The sequence below is a fragment of the Microcoleus sp. K4-B3 genome (assembly GCF_036704615.1).
Classification (GTDB): Bacteria; Cyanobacteriota; Cyanobacteriia; order Cyanobacteriales; family Microcoleaceae; genus Microcoleus.
Genome location: NZ_JAUBSF010000114.1, coordinates 1 through 18177, shown reverse-complemented (window position 1 = coordinate 18177; position 18177 = coordinate 1). Strand labels below are relative to the sequence as shown.

Here is an 18177-nt window from a genome sequence, read left to right as displayed (position 1 = left end):
TTTGAGCAACAGCTTGCCTTCTGTTAAAAGGCAGCTACTTTTAGCTGTGACCATTTTTTAGTCTAAACTCCAGTCAAGTATTTATTGTCAAAAATACCCGGAGTTTTACCCTAGATGACCAATGGCACAACTAACCAAAAATATTATTGTAAAGTCGAGGGCGCTAATCTGCCCGAAATTCCAATATCCTCAAAAATCTTACTTGCCAAAACTCTTGCTAAATTCACAGGAACAGCATTGCCGACCATTTTGTATCCATCAGCAATATACTTGTACTTAAAAATAAACTCATCCGGGAAAGTCTGAACTCTCGCGCACTCTCGCACAGAAAGCCGACGGTAAGGCAGAGGCGAATTGGGGTCAAAAATGCGTTTGTCTTTGCCAACCAAAATCATTTTACTAGCTTGAGGATGGAGAGGTGCGTGTCTGCCGCTTGCCTGAATTGTAAAAGAAGGTTCTGACCAACTTCTAACTCGATTCCGCGACATATAAAGGCTGGAAAACCCCAAATCCGCACATTCGTGATTTGGGACATAATCGTGATAATTATCTAATTTACCCTTAACTGACATAGGGGCGATCGCCTGCAAATCAAAAATCGCATCTTTCAGCGTCAAAACATCGGTTCTAGGTTCGGGAAACTCAAAACCAAAACCCAGATTCTGCCGATAACCAACAACAATCACCCTTTGCCTATCTTGCGGGACACCAAAATTTCTAGCATTCACCAACTTGTACGAAACCCGATATCCGATGTCCTCAAACTGCGATAATATATAAGTGAAAGCATCCTTGTTTCTGGGGGCCAAGATACCGCTAACATTCTCAGCTAAAAAAAACAAAGGCTGCTTGTCCCGCACAATTCTGATATACTCCCAGAAAAGTTGACCCCGACAGTCATCAATCCCCCGTTTCGCCCCGGCTTCACTCCAACTTTGACAAGGAGGCCCGCCGATTATCCCAATACAGTTGGGAATTTCATCAGATTTGATTTTTCTGATATCTCTGCGATCTAAAATGGTTTCAGGATGGTTAAACTCGTAGGTATCCCAAATAGACTTATCATATTCATTCGCCCAAACCAGATTAAACCCAGCTAAGCGAAAACCCAAATCCAACCCACCACAACCCGCAAACAGAGAAATAATATTCATACCAATCGACATCTATCTCCTTTCTTCCTTCGCGCCCTTCGCGCCTTCGCGGTTCGTTAAAAAATCTAATAATCCTCAATGAATGCCCAATCCCTCCTCCAATACTACCAACAGTTCGGGGTCTACCTCGGCTTAGAAAGAATTCACCAACTTCTAGAAAAACTAGACAACCCCCACCAACAAGTACCCATTATCCACGTCGCCGGCACAAACGGCAAAGGTTCAGTCTGCGCCTACCTATCATCCGTACTCACAGAAGCGGGCTATCGAGTTGGACGCTACACATCCCCGCATTTAATCGATTCGACAGAAAGAATTTGCATCAACCAAAAACCAATTTCCAGAAGAGAACTACAACAATACCTCAAACGAGTAATCGCCACTACTAAAAACGTTACGGAAATCCCAACGAAATTTGAAAAATTTACCGCCGCAGCTTGGCTGTATTTCGCCGAACAAAAAACAGACATCGCAGTCATAGAAACTGGCTTAGGAGGAAGATTAGACGCGACTAACGTTTGCGAAACACCTCTCGCTAGCGTCATCACTTCTATCAGTCTCGAACACTGGCAAATACTCGGCCCCACCGTCGCCGATATTGCTGGGGAAAAAGCGGGAATTCTTAAAGCAAAATGTCCGGCAGTTATCGGAGAATTGCCAGAATCAGCTAGAATAGTAGTAGAAAAACGCATTCAAGAATTAGACTGTCCGGCAACTTGGGTAAAACCAGCAATAGATTTAGGAGAAGGATTCGCAGAATATCAGTTAAATCAAAATGCGGTTAAAATAAAATATCCATTGCCGCTGCTGGGAAAATTTCAACTCATGAATTCAGCAATTGCGATCGCAACTTTGCAAACTCTCCAAAACCAAGGATGGCAAATTTCCCCAACCGCGATCGAAAACGGTATCGCCAAAACCCAATGGCCCGGGAGACTCCAGCAGACAACTTGGAAAAACCGCAATATATTAATTGACGGCGCGCACAATCCAGCCGCAGCTATCGCCCTGCGTGAATATGTCGATCGCCTGAACAATCACCCGTCACCGATTAACTGGGTAATCGGCATTCTGGCGACTAAAGACTGCGATGATATTTTCAAAGCATTACTCAAAAATGGCGATCGACTTTACCTAGTACCCGTACCCGATCCAAACTCATCATCCCCCGCAGAATTAGCCGCCCTCGCTCAAATTATCTGCCCCGAATTAACTCTCTGTCAAGCCTTCCCCGACTTAACAACAGCTTTAGATGCCGCTGTTACAGGTGACAACCTAACAATCCTTTGCGGTTCGCTTTATCTCGTCGGCTATTTTCTGCAACAACAACAATCCTAAGCTTAAACGCATCCTGCCTTAAGATGAATTGTTCGGGTAAACTGGCAAGAGGTGCTTCATAGACACTGGGTTTCTTGTCGTAATATCATATCCGTTAGCAGCGAATAGGAGAATAGAAATAGCTAATTATACAAACAGACTTCTCCCAGGGGAAGGCGCAGTTGGATGTTACGAAGACCTGCTTAAAGCTGGACGAAGAGGGGATAATCTGACACCACATCACATTCCTTCTAATGGATTCATGGCAGCAAAGGTTCTTGGTTACAGCAGAGAAATGGGTATTGCTATAATGATGGAACACCCTTTGCCCGGTAAAGGTGGTCGTCATCGCCAGACTATCTCTTACGGACAATCTCCGAATCTCAGCTTGTTACCAAGGGAAGCACTAGCTAGAGAAATTAGCGATGCGCGAGCAATTTATCGCCGTCAGGGACTTTACACGCCACAAATTAGGCGCAGCTTACAGCAAGTTATCCAGTCAAATAAGTTAGCTTGGTTGGGCGTTTTTGAAAAGGGAGTAAATAGCTGATGAAGGAAAATAGCTGGATTACCATTTTGGCCGCTAATAAATTAATGCGATCCACGGCAGAAGTAACAGCTTTTGAAAATGCTTTAGCGGAATTTGCGAAGCATCCTGAGAGTGAACATTTACCAGATTTACATCTAATTTTAGACGATCGCTGCCAACAGCCGGAGGTCATGTTTAGCCTAATTCATTTTTTAGAATCTTTTGAAATGGAACAGCAGTTACAAGCATTTATCCGTGTCATCCCACAATTAATTGTTGTTGCCTCTGATTGGACAAGAATACTTCACAGTCGCATTTTGAATGATGAGGTTGCCTGTCCATTGTATAGAAATCTGTTACATTCAGTTAACACTGACAGACCCCATTTTATTCGACAATTGCTGGAAGAAAGTGCTGCCTATCGATTGACTCATCAAGATTCACCGATTGAGCTAGCTGGACAAGTTCATTAGCGTTTATCTCCACCGCTGATGAATATTTGGCAGTGCGATCGCGATGAAGGAAAAGCTCGATAAGTAGAGTGGGCGATTCTCTTCGGGATAGCTTCGCTTCACGCTCTTTTTTCTTTAACCTTGTGTTTCTTCCTCAGTAAAGATAGGAGGCCACAATTCCGAAACGGGCAATTCCCAACCGGGAAAAAGTTCTGCTACTGTTAAGATATCGCCATTTCCTAAAACAATCGGTTCACCAGTAGAACGATAAATAGTCACTGTTTCTTCATCAGGATCGATCAGAATTCCGACGGTCGCACCCAGCTCTATAAACTTCAAAACCTTGGTTTCTATCGGCTTAATGCGATCGCTCTGAGATTTAATCTCAACCACCAAATCGGGGACAAGTTCTCCAAAATAACGCGGACTTTGGCGCAAGCGGGCGGCGCGCACAAAAGAAACATCCGGCGCTTTGACATTCGTATCAGGCATGATGAAACCGCCTGCGGAGTCAAAGACTCTCCCCAAGCGACGGGGATTTATCCAAGCGAAAAGAAAGGCGATGAGACGGCTACTGATTTCACTGGATACGATGTCTGATGGCCCCATAACTGAAAGTCTCCCGTCTTCTAGTTCAATTTTGTAATCTAAACCCGCTTCGGAAAAAAGGGTTTGAACTTGGTTTAAATCTTTGAGTGTCATCGCTGGCATAAGAATTTCCTCCTATTCTGAGCTGAGCTTTGATTTTAACACAAGTCAAATTTATGAATATTTGAGGAATTCAGGCTATATTTCTACAAATCATCAATCAAGCTGAATTGACAAAGGCGATCGCACGGGATAAATAAATTGAGTATTTGAGAGAGGCGAGCGCTCTTGTCAAGGACAATTGCCTCCAAAAATGAATTTCCTACAAAATCGTCAAATACGTTTCAGTTGGACTGATGGGCAAAGCCTTCAAAATTTGTTTTTGCAAGTCTATTTCTAACCCCAATGCTTCTAAAGGTATCACGCCCAAAAGCGCATCTTTACCTCCCGGTAATTCCAAGCACTCGAAGGTTCCTTCGCGATCGAACATCGATATGGTAGCATCTCGAAAAATTCGGGCTTTGCCAATACCCATTGCGGTTGCTACGTCTACTTCTTTCAGGAGTTTCAGTCCCAGTTGGGCGATCGCATCTTGTGGCAGACACAACGTAGTTGCTCCCGTATCTACCAATACATTTTTGAGGGTTATCGAGCGAATTTGGTCTGACGATTTCACCCCCGCCTCTACCAGGATTTGATCGGCTCGATTAACGATTGTCAGAGTGGCGAAAACTTTTCCCATTGCATTGTTGTTTTGAATTTGCATATTTTTCTCCTACTTAAGAGTCGGAGTTATTACTTCCTTTAATTGTAACTTATATGCAGGGGCGAGCGCACGGTATCAATAAACTCTGTTTATGTGGTAAAAATCACCAATATTTTAATAACTTAAAAGCTGAAATATGCGTATATGGTGGCACGGATTTCCATTATTTAATAATACGTCAAGTGGCAGAAAAAAGCAAGGGGCGATCGCAAAAAAAATACCGCCCCAGCTTCAATTAAAAACTACCTTTGATCCCAAGCCTTAGCCGCATCAGCCACAGCTTGGTCTACCGACTTCTCCCCCAACATTGCCGCCTGCAAATTGTCATAAATCGCCTTTTGCAGCTTCTTAACATCCTTGAGAGGCGGAATCAATAGCTCGGCGGAACTCAACCCAGAAGCACTAACAACCCGAGCTCGATCGGCAGCAGCAGCATCAGCGGGAACGTTCTTAAAATAATCGTCCTGCAAAGCCTCAACCGTAGAAGGCAAAACATTAGCAGCCTTTGCAAAAGCCAACTGATTTTGAGAATTAGTCACGTACAAAGCAAACTTGACAGCATCATCAGGGTGCTTGCTGTCGCGGGGCACAACCAAATTCATCACCGCCACAGTTTTCTTGCCGGTTTCCCCGGTAATTTGAGGCGCAGCAGCCGAAACAGCACCAATACTCGGAGCATTCTCAGAAATGGCCTTCAAAAACTGAGGCCCTGAAGCTAACAAAGTAGTTTCCCCAGCTTGATAAAGCTCGATCGCCCTGCGATGTCCCTGCACCAAAACATCCTGCGGCAAAAGTCCGTTCTTGTACAAATCCACCCAATACTGAAAAACAGCTTTCCCCTTATCAGTATTAAAAGCAGCCTTGCCTTTAGCATCCACCAAAGGCACACCCATCTGCACGAAAGATTGCAAAACTTCCGCCGAATCTTCTGGCACAAAAGTCACAAAAAAAGCAAATTTACCAGTCTTTTCCTTCACCTGCTTCGCAACAGTTGCCAACTCGGCATAAGTAGCAGGAGGCTTAGCAATTCCAGCCTTCTTTAACAACTCCGTATTGTAAATTGTCACCCCAGTCGTGAGATACCAAGGAATGCCAAAAGTCTTGCCGTCGAGTACACTAGCTTTCCAGATATTTGGGAGATAGAGCGATCGAACTTGCTGCGACACCCGAGAATCCAAATCCAGCCAAGCATTGCGTCCCGCCAACAGCGAAGCAAAATCGGGATTTAGGTTCACCACATCCGGCGCAGTTTTCGCCGAAACCGCCCCCAAAATCTTGCTTTCCATCGCCGACCAAGGAACGTCCACCCAACGCACCTTCACCCCCGGATTTTCCGCTTCAAAACCGGCGATCGTCTTGTTGAAATACTCAGTAAACTGAGGTTGAAGCTGCATAGTCCAGAACTCGATTTCCTGCGTATTATTTGCCTGGGAATTAACAGCCGGCTTGCCGCAACTCACCACCGCAGCCAGCAGCAGCCCCACCAGTCCAAAAACAGCAAACAGTTGCCAAGATTTACGTTTCATAGAATAAAATTTGAGAGTTATGGGAACCGTTAGACAAAAAAGCGTGAAGCGAAGCTATCCAGAAGGGAATCGCCCGAATCAAGCGCGATCGAGTTCGAGAGAGAGTTTTGTAGCCGGGCCCCCGATCGAGAGAGTCGGTTTTTGTGCAAAATCGGCAGGTTTTCGGTCGATCGAGCTGGAATTTGTTGACATTCGCAGCAGAATAGCTATTGTCAAGTAAATTGGATAGCATAAAATCGGAACTAGCTATCGCGCAACACACACGGATCTGCGCAGCTACGGCGGGATACCGAGATTACAGCACTCTTGCGGCAGTTGGAAACCAACCCTCCAACACCGGGCGCGCTGAATCAGGCTGGCCAACTACAAAAGAAAAAAATAGCAATTACCGGCGACCCAATCACATGGTTAACTTTTTCAAAGGTCTACTTTCCCAACGCCAGCCAGGAATCGGGATCGAAATAGCCCCAGACCGCATCAACATCATTCAGCTCGAAAAGAAAGCTCAGGCATTAAAATTAGGCATCCTAGCCTCAATAGAAGTTCCAGAAGACATCGTACAAGAAGGACAAATAGTCGATCCGCCGGGAATGGCAGAACTAATACGTACCGTCCTCGCCGAAAACAAAATCAAAGCCAAGCGAGTAGCCACAGCCATTCCCGGCCGCGAAGCCGTCATCCGCCTCATCCCAGTTCCTGCAGAACTCAACGAAGAAGAACTGCGGGATTACATGAACGCAGAAGCAGGGCTGTACTTGCCGTTTCCCAGAGAAGACGCCGACGTAGACTATCAAAAAATCGGCCTATTTGTAGATGACGACGGCGTAGAAAAAGTGCAAGTCGTGTTAGTAGCAACCCGCAGAGAAGTTACCGACACATACATCGAAACATTCAAAGAAGCCGGACTGATTATAGACGTGCTAGAAGTGACCAGCTTTGCCCTGATCCGCACCCTCAAAGAACAACTGCAACAATTTTCCTCCCAAGAAGCCGCCGTCCTGACCGACATAGAATTTGACAGTACCGAGTTAGCTATAGTAGTGGACGGCATACCTCAGTTCAACCGTACCATCCCGATCGGCACCTACCAAATCCAGACCGCCCTCAACCAAGCCATGAACCTGCCGCCAACCAGAGACACCAGCGAACTGCAAGGCATGACTCTGCCAGTCACAGATACAATGGGCGCGTCTGGAGATGCCAATCCCGGCACAAATGCGATGATTAAAGTATTGGGAGAACTAGCAGACGAACTGCGCCGCTCAGTAGACTTTTACCTCAACCAGAGCGAAGAACTCGAAGTAGCGCAACTGCTGCTAGCGGGTCCTGGAGCTGCGATCGGCAAACTAGACGAATTTTTCATGCAAAGATTAAGCTTGCCGGCATCTCAAGTCGATCCCATCGAAACCCTAGGACTCGAAATCAGCGAAGAAATTACCCCTGAACAGCGAGCAGGTTTAGGAGTTGCCCTAGGTTTAGGACTGAGGGAGGTTATGTGACCTAACAGTTTTAGATCGGAGAAAAACCGATTTGAGAATTTTAGGTAAAAACCCCTGCCCAAAGAAGAAGGCAAAAAGCAGAAGGTAGAATATTGGAGGTAGAAGGTAGAAGGTAAAAGGTAGAATATATCTGAGGTAGAAGCAGCCCCTTCCTTCAGTAGAAGGCAGAAAGTTGTTTCTTTCTTCCCTAAATAAATCCTTCACTTGTACCAGCAATCTTGGGTTCTGTCAAAAATCTAAAATTTCAAATTTAAATCTATAGCAACAGCCAAGACAGTTAGGACCTTCTTAATTGCTGAAACATAAGCGGTCGATTCCTTCTGACTTTTTCCTTGTGTCTTCTACCTTCTACCTTGTGCCTTCTACCTTCTACCTGGTGCCTTCTGCCTTCTTCCTTCTGCTATAAAATCGAGTGAAGCCATGTACAGCCTAGATATTAATTTTCTCAACGACCGCCCAGACTACAAACCTGTCGCAGCAGCCAAAAGCTCAGCTAAAAAAAGTTCCGGTGGAGCCAAAGACCAACTGCCCCTAATTGGGGCGCTGCTGTTTGCCTTCGGCCTCAACGCCGCAGTCATGGGCGCCTGGTGGTGGGCGACTAACGACAATACCAACTTGGCCGCACAACAAGCAGCCATCGACGAAGAACTGGCAAAGTTAAACACTCAAGCCAACACCATCAAAGCCATCAACGCCGAAACCGACCAAGTTACCGCCGAATACAAAGCATTAGCCGGAGTATTCGACCAAATTAAACCTTGGTCGGCGATGCTGCAAGACCTGAGTGCTCGCACTCCGGCGGGAGTGCAAATTGCCAAAATCGAGCAAATCGACCCCAGTCCGTCCCCCGTTGCAGCAGCACCCCCTCCCCCCGCAGCAACTCCCGCTGCCTCCCCGGGGGCGAGTCCGTCTCCAGCCAGCCCCACCCCGGCTGCTGCTCCCGCCCCCGTCGTTCCGCCGCAGCAGGCAGCAAAAGTACAAATTTCAGGGATAGCCAGTACCTTTGCTCAAGTTAACGACTTTATGTTGCTAGTCCAGCGCTCTCCTTTCTTCCTCAACACCGATACCAGACTGGTAGCGGCCACATTAAAAAACAACCCCACACAATTACAAGTGCGCAACCAAAACGCAGCAGCACCAGCAGAACTTCCCAAACTGCGGCCGGTGGTGGAATATAAAATTGAAACCACGCTCAGCCCGACGGGCGCCTCCGAGTTGCTCCCCGAGCTGCGGAGCAAGCAAGCAGACGGGCTAGCAATACGGATAGAAACACTTCAAGAAAAAGGAGTGCTAGAACCACAAAAACCAGAGGTGAAAAAACAATGACATTAGCAAATGAGTATGGTCCTAGCGGACAAGCAGAAGATACAGGGGCTAAGGAAATATTCGGGATTAAGCTGACGCCCCAAGTCCAAGCAATCGGCGTCGCGGTTCTAGGTCTCGGAATTGCCGGCTACCTGGGCTACCAGTTCGTACTGCCCGAATTCCAAAAAAGTGGCGAATTCAAGCAAAAACTTAGCGAAAGCAAGCAAACGCAACAGCAATTGCAAACTCTAATTCAAAAAAAGGCAGAAGCAGAAGCAAAGCAAGAAGAAGCAAAACAGCGCCGGGCCAACGTGACGGCAATGTTTGCCAGCGACGCCAGCGCCAACACGCTTTTGCTGGACATGACCCAACTGGTTAATAGAATCAACGCCGGCGTGCAAGGAGATGACCTCAAGGCTAAAATTACCAAATTTGAGCCGGATATCCCGCCAGCAGCAGCAACGGCCGCGCCGGGAGCTCCAGACCCAGATATTCTGGCCGATAGCTCCTTCGGGCCGTCCCTGGCTGGCAAGCTCAGACGCAAAAAATTTAAGGTAGAGTTTGAAGGCACTTTCGCTCAAACCCGCAATTTTATGCGTAACTTGGAGTTGATGCAGTCGCTGTTGGTAGTTAGGAATTTGAAATCTGAATTGCTAGCATCAAATCAGGCAATTGAAGTTGACTTTTTGAAAGGGAAAATAGTTCCTGTGGAGCAGCCGCCAACTAAAATTAAAACTGCTTTTGACTTGCACGCGCTGCTACCGTTAAAGCAAGAAGAAAAAGCGCCAATTCCGGCTCCGAGTCCTGTTGCTAAGTAGCGGTAGTTTGGCGGATATTAGCTATTATTCCCAAGTCGCTATTTCACAAAAATGGAGAATGCAGAAGGTAGAACTTTGAAGATTGAAGGTAGAAGTCAAAAAATTAGGAATGCCATCAAATATTTTTTTATATGGCACTCAAAAATTCGGTCTTAGACCGAATTTCTTCTAATATCAGTTCAAAAAATAATGAAACTGTAGGATAGCTTCTAACCCTTATGTCATCAGTTATTCCTAATCGAAAATCGAAAATCGAAAAGGGCATAACTTCTCCTTTCAAAAAGGATCGAATCGAGAATCTTTCAGTCAGTTTAGCAGCTAGCGACAAAAGACTGCGAACAACAAATAACAAAGTGTAGTTGAGGAGAGAACGTGAAACAGTATCTACGGTTAAGTGGAGGACTCTTATGCAGCGTTGCAGGAGTTACGATCGCCCAAGCCCCCGTCTTGGCAGTGCCGACTCAAGTCACAGGAGTGCAAGTAAGTCAAGGCAATAATGGGGTAAATATTGTCCTAGCTACGGAAAAGGGCGATCGCCCGCAAGTTTTCGCCATCAATAACGGCAATACTTACCAAGCCACAATTATCAACACCCAGCTCCGCTTGCCACAAGGCAACAGCTTCCGTCAAGATAACCCCGCTCCGGGAATTTCTTCAGTAGAAATCAGCCAGGTAGAGGCTAACAGTATCCGCGTGGTGGTGGCGGGCACCAACGGAGTTCCCAACGGACAAATTGTTCCGGGACAAGGCCAAAGCATCGTCCTCAGCGTTGCCGGACAGGGCGGGACTGCACAGTCTGCCCAAACAGCACCTCCGCCGCCTCCGGGACTGCCGCTGAGCCAAACAGCTCCCCGGCCTGCTCCCCAAATTCGCACGTCGCAAAACCCAGGCGTGCTGCTGCCAAATCCTGAAGTTACTGTTACCAGGAACGATCGCCCGCCCCTCCCCAGCGAGATTCAATCTCAGACAAATCAGGCGCCGCCTTTCCAACCGCGGGCAGTTGCTCCCCCCTTGGGAGATATCGCGGTGTCTAACATCGCCCCCGCCGCGGGAAATATTGAACTGAGTTCGGGAGAACGTATCCCCCGCTTGGTGTTGCGGGATGCCCCAGTCCGGGACGTTTTGGCTTTGCTGGCCCGCGCTGCGGGCTTGAACATCGCTTTTACAGGCGGCGGGGCCCCCGGTCAATCCGGCCAACCCGCGGCCGCACCGGGAGCGACAGGCTCCGATGAAGGGCCGAAGATTTCCTTGGACATCGAAAATGAGTCGGTGCAAGATGTTTTCAACTACGTGCTGCGGATTAGCGGACTGCAAGCTAACCGCGTCGGGCGGACGATTTTTGTGGGCACGAGTTTGCCGATCGACTCGCGCAATATTATCATTCGGACTTTGCGGCTCAATCAAGTTCGGTCTACGGATGCAGCTAACTTTTTGAGCGCTCAAGGCGCGGAAACTCAACTGCCTATTACTCGGGTGACTATTCAAACCGTGGGCCAGGGAAATGCGGCACGGGATGTGGAAATTAGGGAACCGGACATTAAGGCGATCGGCGCTAGGGAAGGCACGGGGCCGCTTTTGCTGAGGGGACTGTCGGTGCTGGCGGATTCTCGGCTCAATTCCATCACTTTGGTGGGCGACCCGCGCAAAGTTGACATGGCTGTGGCTTTCTTGACACAGCTAGATTTACGCCGCCGTCAAGTGGCTGTCAACGTCAAGGTGATAGATATCAACTTGTCGGGAATTAACACCACCAACAGCAGTTTCTCTTTCGGAATTAATGACAGTTTCTTTGTCAATGACAATGGGGCGGCAAGTCTCAATTTTGGCGGCATCAACCCGCCCAGCGGGACTGCCCTTACGGGGATCAACGCTCGACCGATCGTCGGCAACCCAGTAACCGGGGAGCCTTTTTACGATCCGAACGGCAGGCTACTTAACGTGCCGCTGACAGCACCGGGCGGCGGGTTGTTCGTGCAGCCGACAGCGCCGATTACTGATGACCCTAGGCGAGTTGGGATTACCGATTACGAGCCGTTTGAGAGAGACTTAACCACTGGAGCGCTAAGCTCTGTGGGAAGTGCGACTTTCAGCCTGTTCCCGCTGTTCCAATATCCCAGGAGGTTCCTGTCGGCCTTGCGGGCAACTATTCAGAGCCAGAATGCCAAAATCCTGACCGATCCGACTCTGGTGGTTCAAGAAGGAGAAACGGCGAATGTGAATATTACTGATGAGGTGATCACTAACATCACGTCCCAAACCCAGACTACCGGAAATACAAGTACCACCACGGTGACGGCCGTCAAAGACAGGGCTGGTTTGCAGTTGGGGGTGGCGATCGACCGGGTTGACGACAACGGCTTTGTGTCTCTGCGGGTGAACCCGATTATCAGGACACCGGGCGCCACTCAAGACCTGGCAACGGGCGCGAACACCAATACTATCAGGCTGCTGGGCGAGCGCTCGTTGCAATCGGGGTTAATTCGCCTGCGGGACGGTCAGACTTTGATTGTTTCGGGGATTATCCGCGACGAAGAACGGATTACAGCGAACAAGATTCCGATTTTGGGAGATTTGCCGATTATCGGTTCGCTGTTCAGGAGCACCAATAAGGCCAACCAGCGGGCGGAGTTGATTGTATTGCTGACTCCGCAGATTTTGGATGATAGCGATCGATCGAACTTTGGTTACCAAAACAACATCAGTCCCGACGCCCGCCAACTGTTGCAGCGAAGTCAGCCCGTCCAACCGAGACAGTAGGAACGATGGAAGAAGGCATTGGTGTCAACTTAAGGCTCTTTCCCTCAGTCCGGCAGTCCGAAAGGGGTTGAAACCCCTGCCTCAAAGCTAAAGTCCTCTAAAAGAGGACTAAAGAACTCATTAGTCCTCTGCCAGAGAACTATAAATGACTCTTTCAGTCGTCTGAAGACGACTTCAGCTATGAGACAGGGACTGAAGTCCCTGGCGGGTTTCGGGAGAATGAAACAGCCCTGCCCCACGGCGGGAAGGAAAGAGCAGGAAATGAAGAAGGAAGAAGGAAAAAAATTTTCCTTTAGCCCTTGACAAATGACATTTTATTCTTTCTCTTTTTCATTTTTTTCGGCTCTCACATCCACCGAGGCGAGAAATCTTCTCTCCAAAGTGGTATTTTTTTATCTAATTTTGGGTATTAATTCTAAAAAGTTGCCAAGTTCCATATAAATTAAAGGTTCCACCGATCCATAACGGTCGGCAAGACTTTAGAATAATGCAGTGAAAATTAGATGCTGTGGGGTTTTCAGCAATTAGAAACAAAAATTCCTTTTCTGACCAATTACCCTAGGGTAATTGGTATTCAGCAGGAGTTTTGAATTGGGGAAGCGGACAGGAGCCGTAGGGAACAACCCAAACCTCCCAAGCCACACCCCCATGCAGTTGATAACTCACAGCTAATAGTTGAACTCTGTTTGACGTATTTTGCAAACCCTGAAGGAGTGCGCAATGAACAAAGGTGAATTGGTTGATGTAGTGGCGGAAAAGGCTAGTGTCACTAAAAAACAGGCAGATGCTGTTTTGAGTGCAGCCTTGGAAGCAATCATGGAAGCTGTCTCGGACGGCGACAAGGTGACGCTGGTCGGTTTTGGCTCGTTTGAGTCGCGGGAACGCAAAGCCCGCGAGGGTCGCAATCCCAAAACTGGCGACAAGATGGAAATCCCAGCAACCCGAGTTCCTGCATTTTCTGCAGGGAAGTTGTTTAAGGACAGAGTTGCACCGCCGAAAAACGCGGAATAACTGGCGAACTGAGTCTTGATTAGACCTGTACACGGTGGGAATTTAGCTTGGGCAGCCGCACTGGCAGGCTGCCCTCCCTCTGCTATTCTCGATTTTTCTGCGAGTATCAGTCCTTTGGGCCCTCCTGAGTCGGCCCTAGATGCGATTCAAGCACACTTGAGCAGTCTGACGGCTTACCCAGATCCGGATTATGGAGAGCTCAGGACTGCTTTGGGTGAGGCATTGAATGTTGACCCGGATTGGATTTTGCCGGGGAATGGTTCGGCGGAATTGTTGACTTGGGCGGCTTGGGATTTGTCGAAGCTGGAGGCGACTTATTTGGTGACTCCGGCTTTTGGCGATTACTGGCGGGCTCTTTCGGCTTTCGGGGCGAAGGTGCTCAAATGTCCTTTGGATCTCCAATTGTTGGACGCGGAGCCTGTTCGCCGGTTAGTAACGGATGATTTGTCGGTTTCTAACCGTTCCCTTGTCTCCCCTTCTTTCCGTCTCCCGGTTCCTCTTGCTCTCGATGCCGATCGAGGTTTACTCCTGAACAACCCGCACAATCCTACGGGTTTGCTGTTTGGTAGGGAGGCGATTTTGCCTTATGTGAAGCAGTTAGGTATGGTGGTGGTAGATGAGGCCTTTATGGACTTTCTACCGCCTTCTGAGCAGGAAACTTTGATCGATGCTGTTGAGGAGTTTCCGAATTTGGTGATTTTACGATCGCTCACTAAATTCTATTCTCTGCCGGGACTGCGGTTGGGCTGTGCGATCGCCCATCCCGATATTCTCGGGCGCTGGCAGTTACTGCGCGATCCTTGGCCTGTGAATGCTTTGGCTGCTGCTGCTGCTGCTGCTGTGGTGCGAGATACTGTTTTTGAGCGGCAAACTTGGGATTGGCTGCCTGTGGCTCGCCGAGAGCTATTTGAGGGTTTGGCTAATTTACCGGGTTTGCAGCCTTTTGCAGGGGCGGCTAATTTCTTGTTGGTTGAGTCGTCGATGTCGGTTTCTTTGATTCAAAAAAGTCTGTTGGAACGACACCAGATTTTGATTCGGGATTGTTTGAGTTTTCCTGAGTTGGGCGATCGGTTTTTTCGGGTGGCCGTGCGTTCAAGGGCGGACAATCTGCGACTAATTGCTGGACTTGCCGAAGTTATTCGTTAGCTGACTGTTGACTGTTGACTGTTGTCAGTTGTCAGTTGTCAGTTGACTCTTTACAATAAATAAATAAATAAATAACTCATAAATTAATAACAAATAACTCATAAATCAATAACAAATAGCTAACAAATAACTAACAACTGACTTCTTTATTTATGCTTGACTATGATTTAGTGATTATTGGTGGAACTCCGGCCGGACGTTATGCTGCTTTGACTGCAACTAATTTCCCGGCTCGCGTTGCTTTGGTGGAACCGCTAAGTAATTCGCAAGATTTGCCGACTGAGGGGAAAGAGTCGATCGACCTTGGTTTGAGATACAGCCAAACTTTGAGGGAGGCTGCTCGTTTTACCCAGCAGATAAGCCGCCAGCAGTTAGGGGTTCGCTGGGAAGTGGCTAATTCCTCCCTGCCGAGCGAATTGCGGTTTGACGGGGTTCTAAAATGGGCAGAGGGTGTTGTTTCTAACTTGTCAGAAATTGATTCTCTCGGCGTTTTAGCTGCTCGCGGAGTCGATGTTATTTTTGGCAGCGGCGAGTTTGTTGCGAAACCGGATTTGGCTTTTGTTGTCGGCGGGCGTTCATTGCGATCGCTCTGTTATTTGCTAGCTTGTCCAACTCTGCCGGCGATTCCCAATATTGAAGGACTTTCGTCTGCTGGCTGTTTTACTTCGGAAACTGTCGGGGAATTAGCAAAACTTCCACAGTTGCCTAAAAGTTTGGCTGTAATCGGCGCAGATCCCAGCGGTGTCGAAGTGGCTCAGACTTTTGCTAGGCTGGGGGTTGCTGTCACTTTGGTGGTGAAAAGTTCGCACATTTTGGCTAAAGAAGACCGGGAGGCTGCTGGTTTGGTGCAAGCTGGAATGGAAGCTGAAGGAGTGCGGATTCTGACTGCTACTGAGGTGACTCAAGCTAGGGTGATTGAGGGTAAAAAGTGGATTCAAGCTGGGCCAAGGGCGATCGAAGCTGAGGAGATTTTTCTGGCCGCCGGTAGAGGGCACAATTTTTCATCGTTAAATCTCGAAGCGGCTAAGGTTAAATTCAGCGCTCGGGGGGTGATTTTAAATGAAAAGCTGCAAACAACTAATCGCCGCATTTATGCGATCGGCGATGTTGCTGGGGGTTATCCGTTCCCTCACATCGCTAATTACGAAGCTGCGGTTGCTGTGAAAAATGCTTTGTTTTTGCCGCTGTTTCAAATAGATTATCGCGGGATTCCTTGGGCGATTTTTTCCGATCCGCAGTTGGCGAGGGTTGGGTTGACTGAAGCGCAAGCAAGGCGCCGTTTTGGAAACGATCTCATTGTTTGTCGGGAATATTTCAAGAATGTTGAAAGAGCTCAAATGTCCGGGGATACAACGGGTTTTTGTAAGATTGTCGGGCGTCGCAACGGGGAGATTTTGGGAGCAAGTATTGTGGGGCCGCAAGCTGCTGAGTTGATTCACGCGATCGCTTTGGCTGTGCGTCACGGGATGAAGGTTGAGGCGATCGCCCAACTTCCTTATATATGGTCGAGTTTTTCGGCAATTAACGGTCAAACTGCTGCTCTTTGGGAGTCGCAGCGCTTGGGTAGCAATACTTTTTCGCGCAATTTATGGGAGAATCTGTTTCACTGGCGCAGGTATTGGAATAAGTAAAGAAATCCAATGTTTGTAGTAGAAATTTGTGAAATGGCTATGATTCCCCCCGAGTTAAAAAGTAACTTGCTAATAAGCTCGCTCAGCATTTAAATTGTGTGTCAACAAATAATCAAACCATGAGTGGCTCATTGCTCCGACGCCAGAAATATGCAATTTAAATGTACAACAACTTAACTAATAACCCATCGCTACTCACTGATAACTAATGATTGCTGACTAATTATTGCTGGCGAGAGTGCAATGCTGGATTTGACGATCGCCGGTATAATGCGATCGCACGCCATTCTCGCCCCAGAAAGGTTTCTTGCGACTGGCCTCACTTGCAGCGCTGCTAAACCACCGATCACAAATAATTCGCATCCGAGCCAACGCAGGTGTTTGTCTAAGACTGGCAAACCTTTAACTATTTCAATGGGATGCGTTTCTAGCATTTCTTTGAACATTGGTTCGGCTGTAATGTCTAATTTGGTGTCGGTTGCTAGCCAAATTCGATCGACAAATAACGTCTCCTCACCGCTGCAATCAACAGTCCATCTGCTATTTTCCCACCGAACGCCAACAACTTCGCACTGTTCGTGAAATGTCAGCTTTCCGCTATGGGAGAGCCTCCGCAACTGTGTCATAATTTCAGGTGTCATCGAGCAGCCGTTGCGAGCTTGTTGAATGGTTTCCCAAGGCGAATGGCAATCTGGTTCGGCGGCGAATCCTTTGAGGTATTTTGGCCCCAACCAACCGGGTTCGGCATCAAATAGTTTTTATTTGAAATAGCGCCTCGTCATTAACAGGACTTTGGCTCCTCTAGCAATTGCTCCTACTGCTAAATGTCCGCTGGTTAGTCCGCCGCCGACAATTAATATTTGTTCTCCTTGCAATTGCAAATTTCGCAAATCTATTTGATGGGAGTGGCGAATTATTTCGGCGGGATGCTGTGTTTGAATTTGATTTTCCCACGCTGGTAAATGCGGTTTTCCACTTCCGGCGGCGACAATTACTCGGCGGGCGATCGCACTTTTTCCGTCTTCAAACCATAGGCGAAAACGGCCGGATTTCGGCTGAATGCGGGTTACTTTTGCTTTGATAATTCGATCGCCCAATTGCCACCGTTTAATTGTGTCGCCGCAAAATTCCTCAAATAACCGACTTCCGGGCAAATCGTAGGGGGGGAACAATTCGGAGGAGTGATTTTCGGCAAACCTCCGCAATTCGTAAGGGTTGGGATCTGGGTGCTGCACTGCGGGCGATCGCAAGTGCTCAATTTCTAAAGCTGCAAATTGCCTCCGCCACTGAGTCAGCCATTCGCCGCTCGGATCGAATGCTAAAATTAGATCCCGCAGGCTATTGCTTTTTTTTTAATATGTGTGATATTTAACTCAGGGCGTGGAATCCGGCGCTGATTAAAGCTCAATGAATTTGCGACTTGGCTACTGAGTCCGCTTGCATGGAGAATGGCAATTTGCGAATAATAAAAATTCTCATCATAGGTTGAGCGAGGATCGAGTTTACGCCTTTCGAGAGCAAGCAGGATTTCTGTTCCACAGAAAGAGTGCTAACTAAATAAAAAATTAGCCGGACATCACCGGACAATATGCTATAATAGGACAAGAGTTGAGGAAAAAGCTATTGTCAGGTACGTCCCACCCAAAGAAGCGTCGTCCATCCTTGGAGTCAACGAAAG

Annotated in this window: 17 protein-coding genes; 10 read left to right on the top strand and 7 right to left on the bottom strand. The window is 47.8% G+C overall.

Annotated elements, in window-relative coordinates; translation table 11 throughout:
- Positions 1-143 precede the first annotated feature (143 nt).
- Positions 144-1154: a DNA cytosine methyltransferase gene (locus QUA78_RS28975; protein WP_333399169.1), complete on the bottom strand. Its 1011-nt coding sequence runs from the start codon at positions 1152-1154 to the stop codon at positions 144-146.
- A gap of 78 nt (positions 1155-1232) precedes the next feature.
- Here QUA78_RS28975 and QUA78_RS28970 point away from each other — a divergent pair, with 78 nt between their 5' ends.
- From QUA78_RS28970 to QUA78_RS28960, 3 genes are all read left to right on the top strand, one after another.
- Positions 1233-2492 (top strand): folylpolyglutamate synthase/dihydrofolate synthase family protein, encoded by a 1260-nt coding sequence (locus tag QUA78_RS28970; RefSeq protein ID WP_333304943.1) that lies wholly within the window; start codon positions 1233-1235, stop codon positions 2490-2492.
- Between the two features lie 241 nt (positions 2493-2733).
- Entirely contained in the window at positions 2734-3021 is a 288-nt protein-coding gene (locus QUA78_RS28965; protein ID WP_333288828.1) for a hypothetical protein, read from the top strand.
- Positions 3021-3473, top strand: a complete 453-nt coding sequence (locus QUA78_RS28960; RefSeq protein WP_333304945.1) for an Imm30 family immunity protein — start codon at positions 3021-3023, stop codon at positions 3471-3473. Before QUA78_RS28965 ends, QUA78_RS28960 begins: the two co-directional genes overlap by 1 nt.
- Before the next feature lie 114 nt (positions 3474-3587).
- Here the strand turns inward: QUA78_RS28960 and QUA78_RS28955 are convergent, their stop codons facing one another.
- The 4 genes from QUA78_RS28955 to QUA78_RS28940 form a co-directional block, all read right to left on the bottom strand.
- Positions 3588-4163: a Uma2 family endonuclease gene (locus QUA78_RS28955; protein WP_333304947.1), complete on the bottom strand. Its 576-nt coding sequence runs from the start codon at positions 4161-4163 to the stop codon at positions 3588-3590.
- Positions 4164-4362: 199 nt separating this feature from the next.
- Complete coding sequence (locus tag QUA78_RS28950; RefSeq protein ID WP_333304949.1) at positions 4363-4806, bottom strand: retroviral-like aspartic protease family protein; 444 nt, start codon at positions 4804-4806, stop codon at positions 4363-4365.
- A 242-nt stretch (positions 4807-5048) separates the two neighbouring features.
- A complete protein-coding gene (locus tag QUA78_RS28945) occupies positions 5049-6332 on the bottom strand; it encodes a sugar ABC transporter substrate-binding protein (RefSeq protein WP_333304951.1) in 1284 nt (427 codons plus the stop codon).
- Positions 6322-6564 carry a hypothetical protein gene (locus QUA78_RS28940; RefSeq protein WP_333304953.1) on the bottom strand — a complete coding sequence of 81 codons (243 nt, stop codon included), beginning with the start codon at positions 6562-6564 and terminating at the stop codon, positions 6322-6324. Before QUA78_RS28940 ends, QUA78_RS28945 begins: the two co-directional genes overlap by 11 nt.
- A 172-nt stretch (positions 6565-6736) precedes the next feature.
- Here QUA78_RS28940 and pilM point away from each other — a divergent pair, with 172 nt between their 5' ends.
- The 7 genes from pilM (at position 6737) to QUA78_RS28905 (ending at position 16499) form a co-directional block, all read left to right on the top strand.
- Positions 6737-7831: a type IV pilus assembly protein PilM gene (pilM, locus tag QUA78_RS28935; protein ID WP_333304955.1), complete on the top strand. Its 1095-nt coding sequence runs from the start codon at positions 6737-6739 to the stop codon at positions 7829-7831.
- A gap of 420 nt (positions 7832-8251) precedes the next feature.
- On the top strand, positions 8252-9157 hold the full coding sequence (locus QUA78_RS28930) for a PilN domain-containing protein (protein WP_333304957.1): 906 nt from the start codon (positions 8252-8254) through the stop codon (positions 9155-9157).
- Positions 9154-9954 (top strand): pilus assembly protein PilO, encoded by an 801-nt coding sequence (locus tag QUA78_RS28925; protein ID WP_333304959.1) that lies wholly within the window; start codon positions 9154-9156, stop codon positions 9952-9954. Before QUA78_RS28930 ends, QUA78_RS28925 begins: the two co-directional genes overlap by 4 nt.
- 372 nt (positions 9955-10326) lie before the next feature.
- Positions 10327-12711, top strand: a complete 2385-nt coding sequence (locus QUA78_RS28920) for an AMIN domain-containing protein (RefSeq protein WP_333304961.1) — start codon at positions 10327-10329, stop codon at positions 12709-12711.
- Positions 12712-13431: 720 nt separating this feature from the next.
- A complete protein-coding gene (locus tag QUA78_RS28915) occupies positions 13432-13722 on the top strand; it encodes an HU family DNA-binding protein (RefSeq protein ID WP_172186158.1) in 291 nt (96 codons plus the stop codon).
- A gap of 15 nt (positions 13723-13737) precedes the next feature.
- Positions 13738-14868 carry a threonine-phosphate decarboxylase CobD gene (gene cobD, locus QUA78_RS28910; protein WP_333304963.1) on the top strand — a complete coding sequence of 377 codons (1131 nt, stop codon included), beginning with the start codon at positions 13738-13740 and terminating at the stop codon, positions 14866-14868.
- 152 nt (positions 14869-15020) lie between these two features.
- Entirely contained in the window at positions 15021-16499 is a 1479-nt protein-coding gene (locus QUA78_RS28905; RefSeq protein WP_333399168.1) for an NAD(P)/FAD-dependent oxidoreductase, read from the top strand.
- 191 nt (positions 16500-16690) lie between these two features.
- Here QUA78_RS28905 and QUA78_RS28900 read toward each other — a convergent pair whose 3' ends face one another.
- Complete coding sequence (locus QUA78_RS28900; protein WP_333399167.1) at positions 16691-17230, bottom strand: hypothetical protein; 540 nt, start codon at positions 17228-17230, stop codon at positions 16691-16693.
- 27 nt (positions 17231-17257) lie between these two features.
- The gene (locus QUA78_RS28895) at positions 17258-17749 is read right to left on the bottom strand and encodes an FAD-dependent oxidoreductase (protein ID WP_333399166.1); all 492 of its coding nucleotides are present in this window, start codon (positions 17747-17749) and stop codon (positions 17258-17260) included.
- Between the last annotated feature and the right edge of the window lie 428 nt (positions 17750-18177).

Excerpts from the sequence above, each read along its gene's own strand:
- QUA78_RS28975 (WP_333399169.1), bottom strand. The coding sequence starts at position 1,154 with ATGAATATTATTTCTCTGTTTGCGGGTTGTGGTGGGTTGGATTTGGGT.
- QUA78_RS28970 (WP_333304943.1), top strand. The coding sequence starts at position 1,233 with ATGAATGCCCAATCCCTCCTCCAATACTACCAACAGTTCGGGGTCTAC.
- QUA78_RS28965 (WP_333288828.1), top strand. The coding sequence starts at position 2,734 with ATGGCAGCAAAGGTTCTTGGTTACAGCAGAGAAATGGGTATTGCTATA.
- QUA78_RS28960 (WP_333304945.1), top strand. The coding sequence starts at position 3,021 with ATGAAGGAAAATAGCTGGATTACCATTTTGGCCGCTAATAAATTAATG.
- QUA78_RS28955 (WP_333304947.1), bottom strand. The coding sequence starts at position 4,163 with ATGCCAGCGATGACACTCAAAGATTTAAACCAAGTTCAAACCCTTTTT.
- QUA78_RS28950 (WP_333304949.1), bottom strand. The coding sequence starts at position 4,806 with ATGCAAATTCAAAACAACAATGCAATGGGAAAAGTTTTCGCCACTCTG.
- QUA78_RS28945 (WP_333304951.1), bottom strand. The coding sequence starts at position 6,332 with ATGAAACGTAAATCTTGGCAACTGTTTGCTGTTTTTGGACTGGTGGGG.
- QUA78_RS28940 (WP_333304953.1), bottom strand. The coding sequence starts at position 6,564 with ATGCTATCCAATTTACTTGACAATAGCTATTCTGCTGCGAATGTCAAC.
- pilM (WP_333304955.1), top strand. The coding sequence starts at position 6,737 with ATGGTTAACTTTTTCAAAGGTCTACTTTCCCAACGCCAGCCAGGAATC.
- QUA78_RS28930 (WP_333304957.1), top strand. The coding sequence starts at position 8,252 with ATGTACAGCCTAGATATTAATTTTCTCAACGACCGCCCAGACTACAAA.
- QUA78_RS28925 (WP_333304959.1), top strand. The coding sequence starts at position 9,154 with ATGACATTAGCAAATGAGTATGGTCCTAGCGGACAAGCAGAAGATACA.
- QUA78_RS28915 (WP_172186158.1), top strand. The coding sequence starts at position 13,432 with ATGAACAAAGGTGAATTGGTTGATGTAGTGGCGGAAAAGGCTAGTGTC.
- QUA78_RS28905 (WP_333399168.1), top strand. The coding sequence starts at position 15,021 with ATGCTTGACTATGATTTAGTGATTATTGGTGGAACTCCGGCCGGACGT.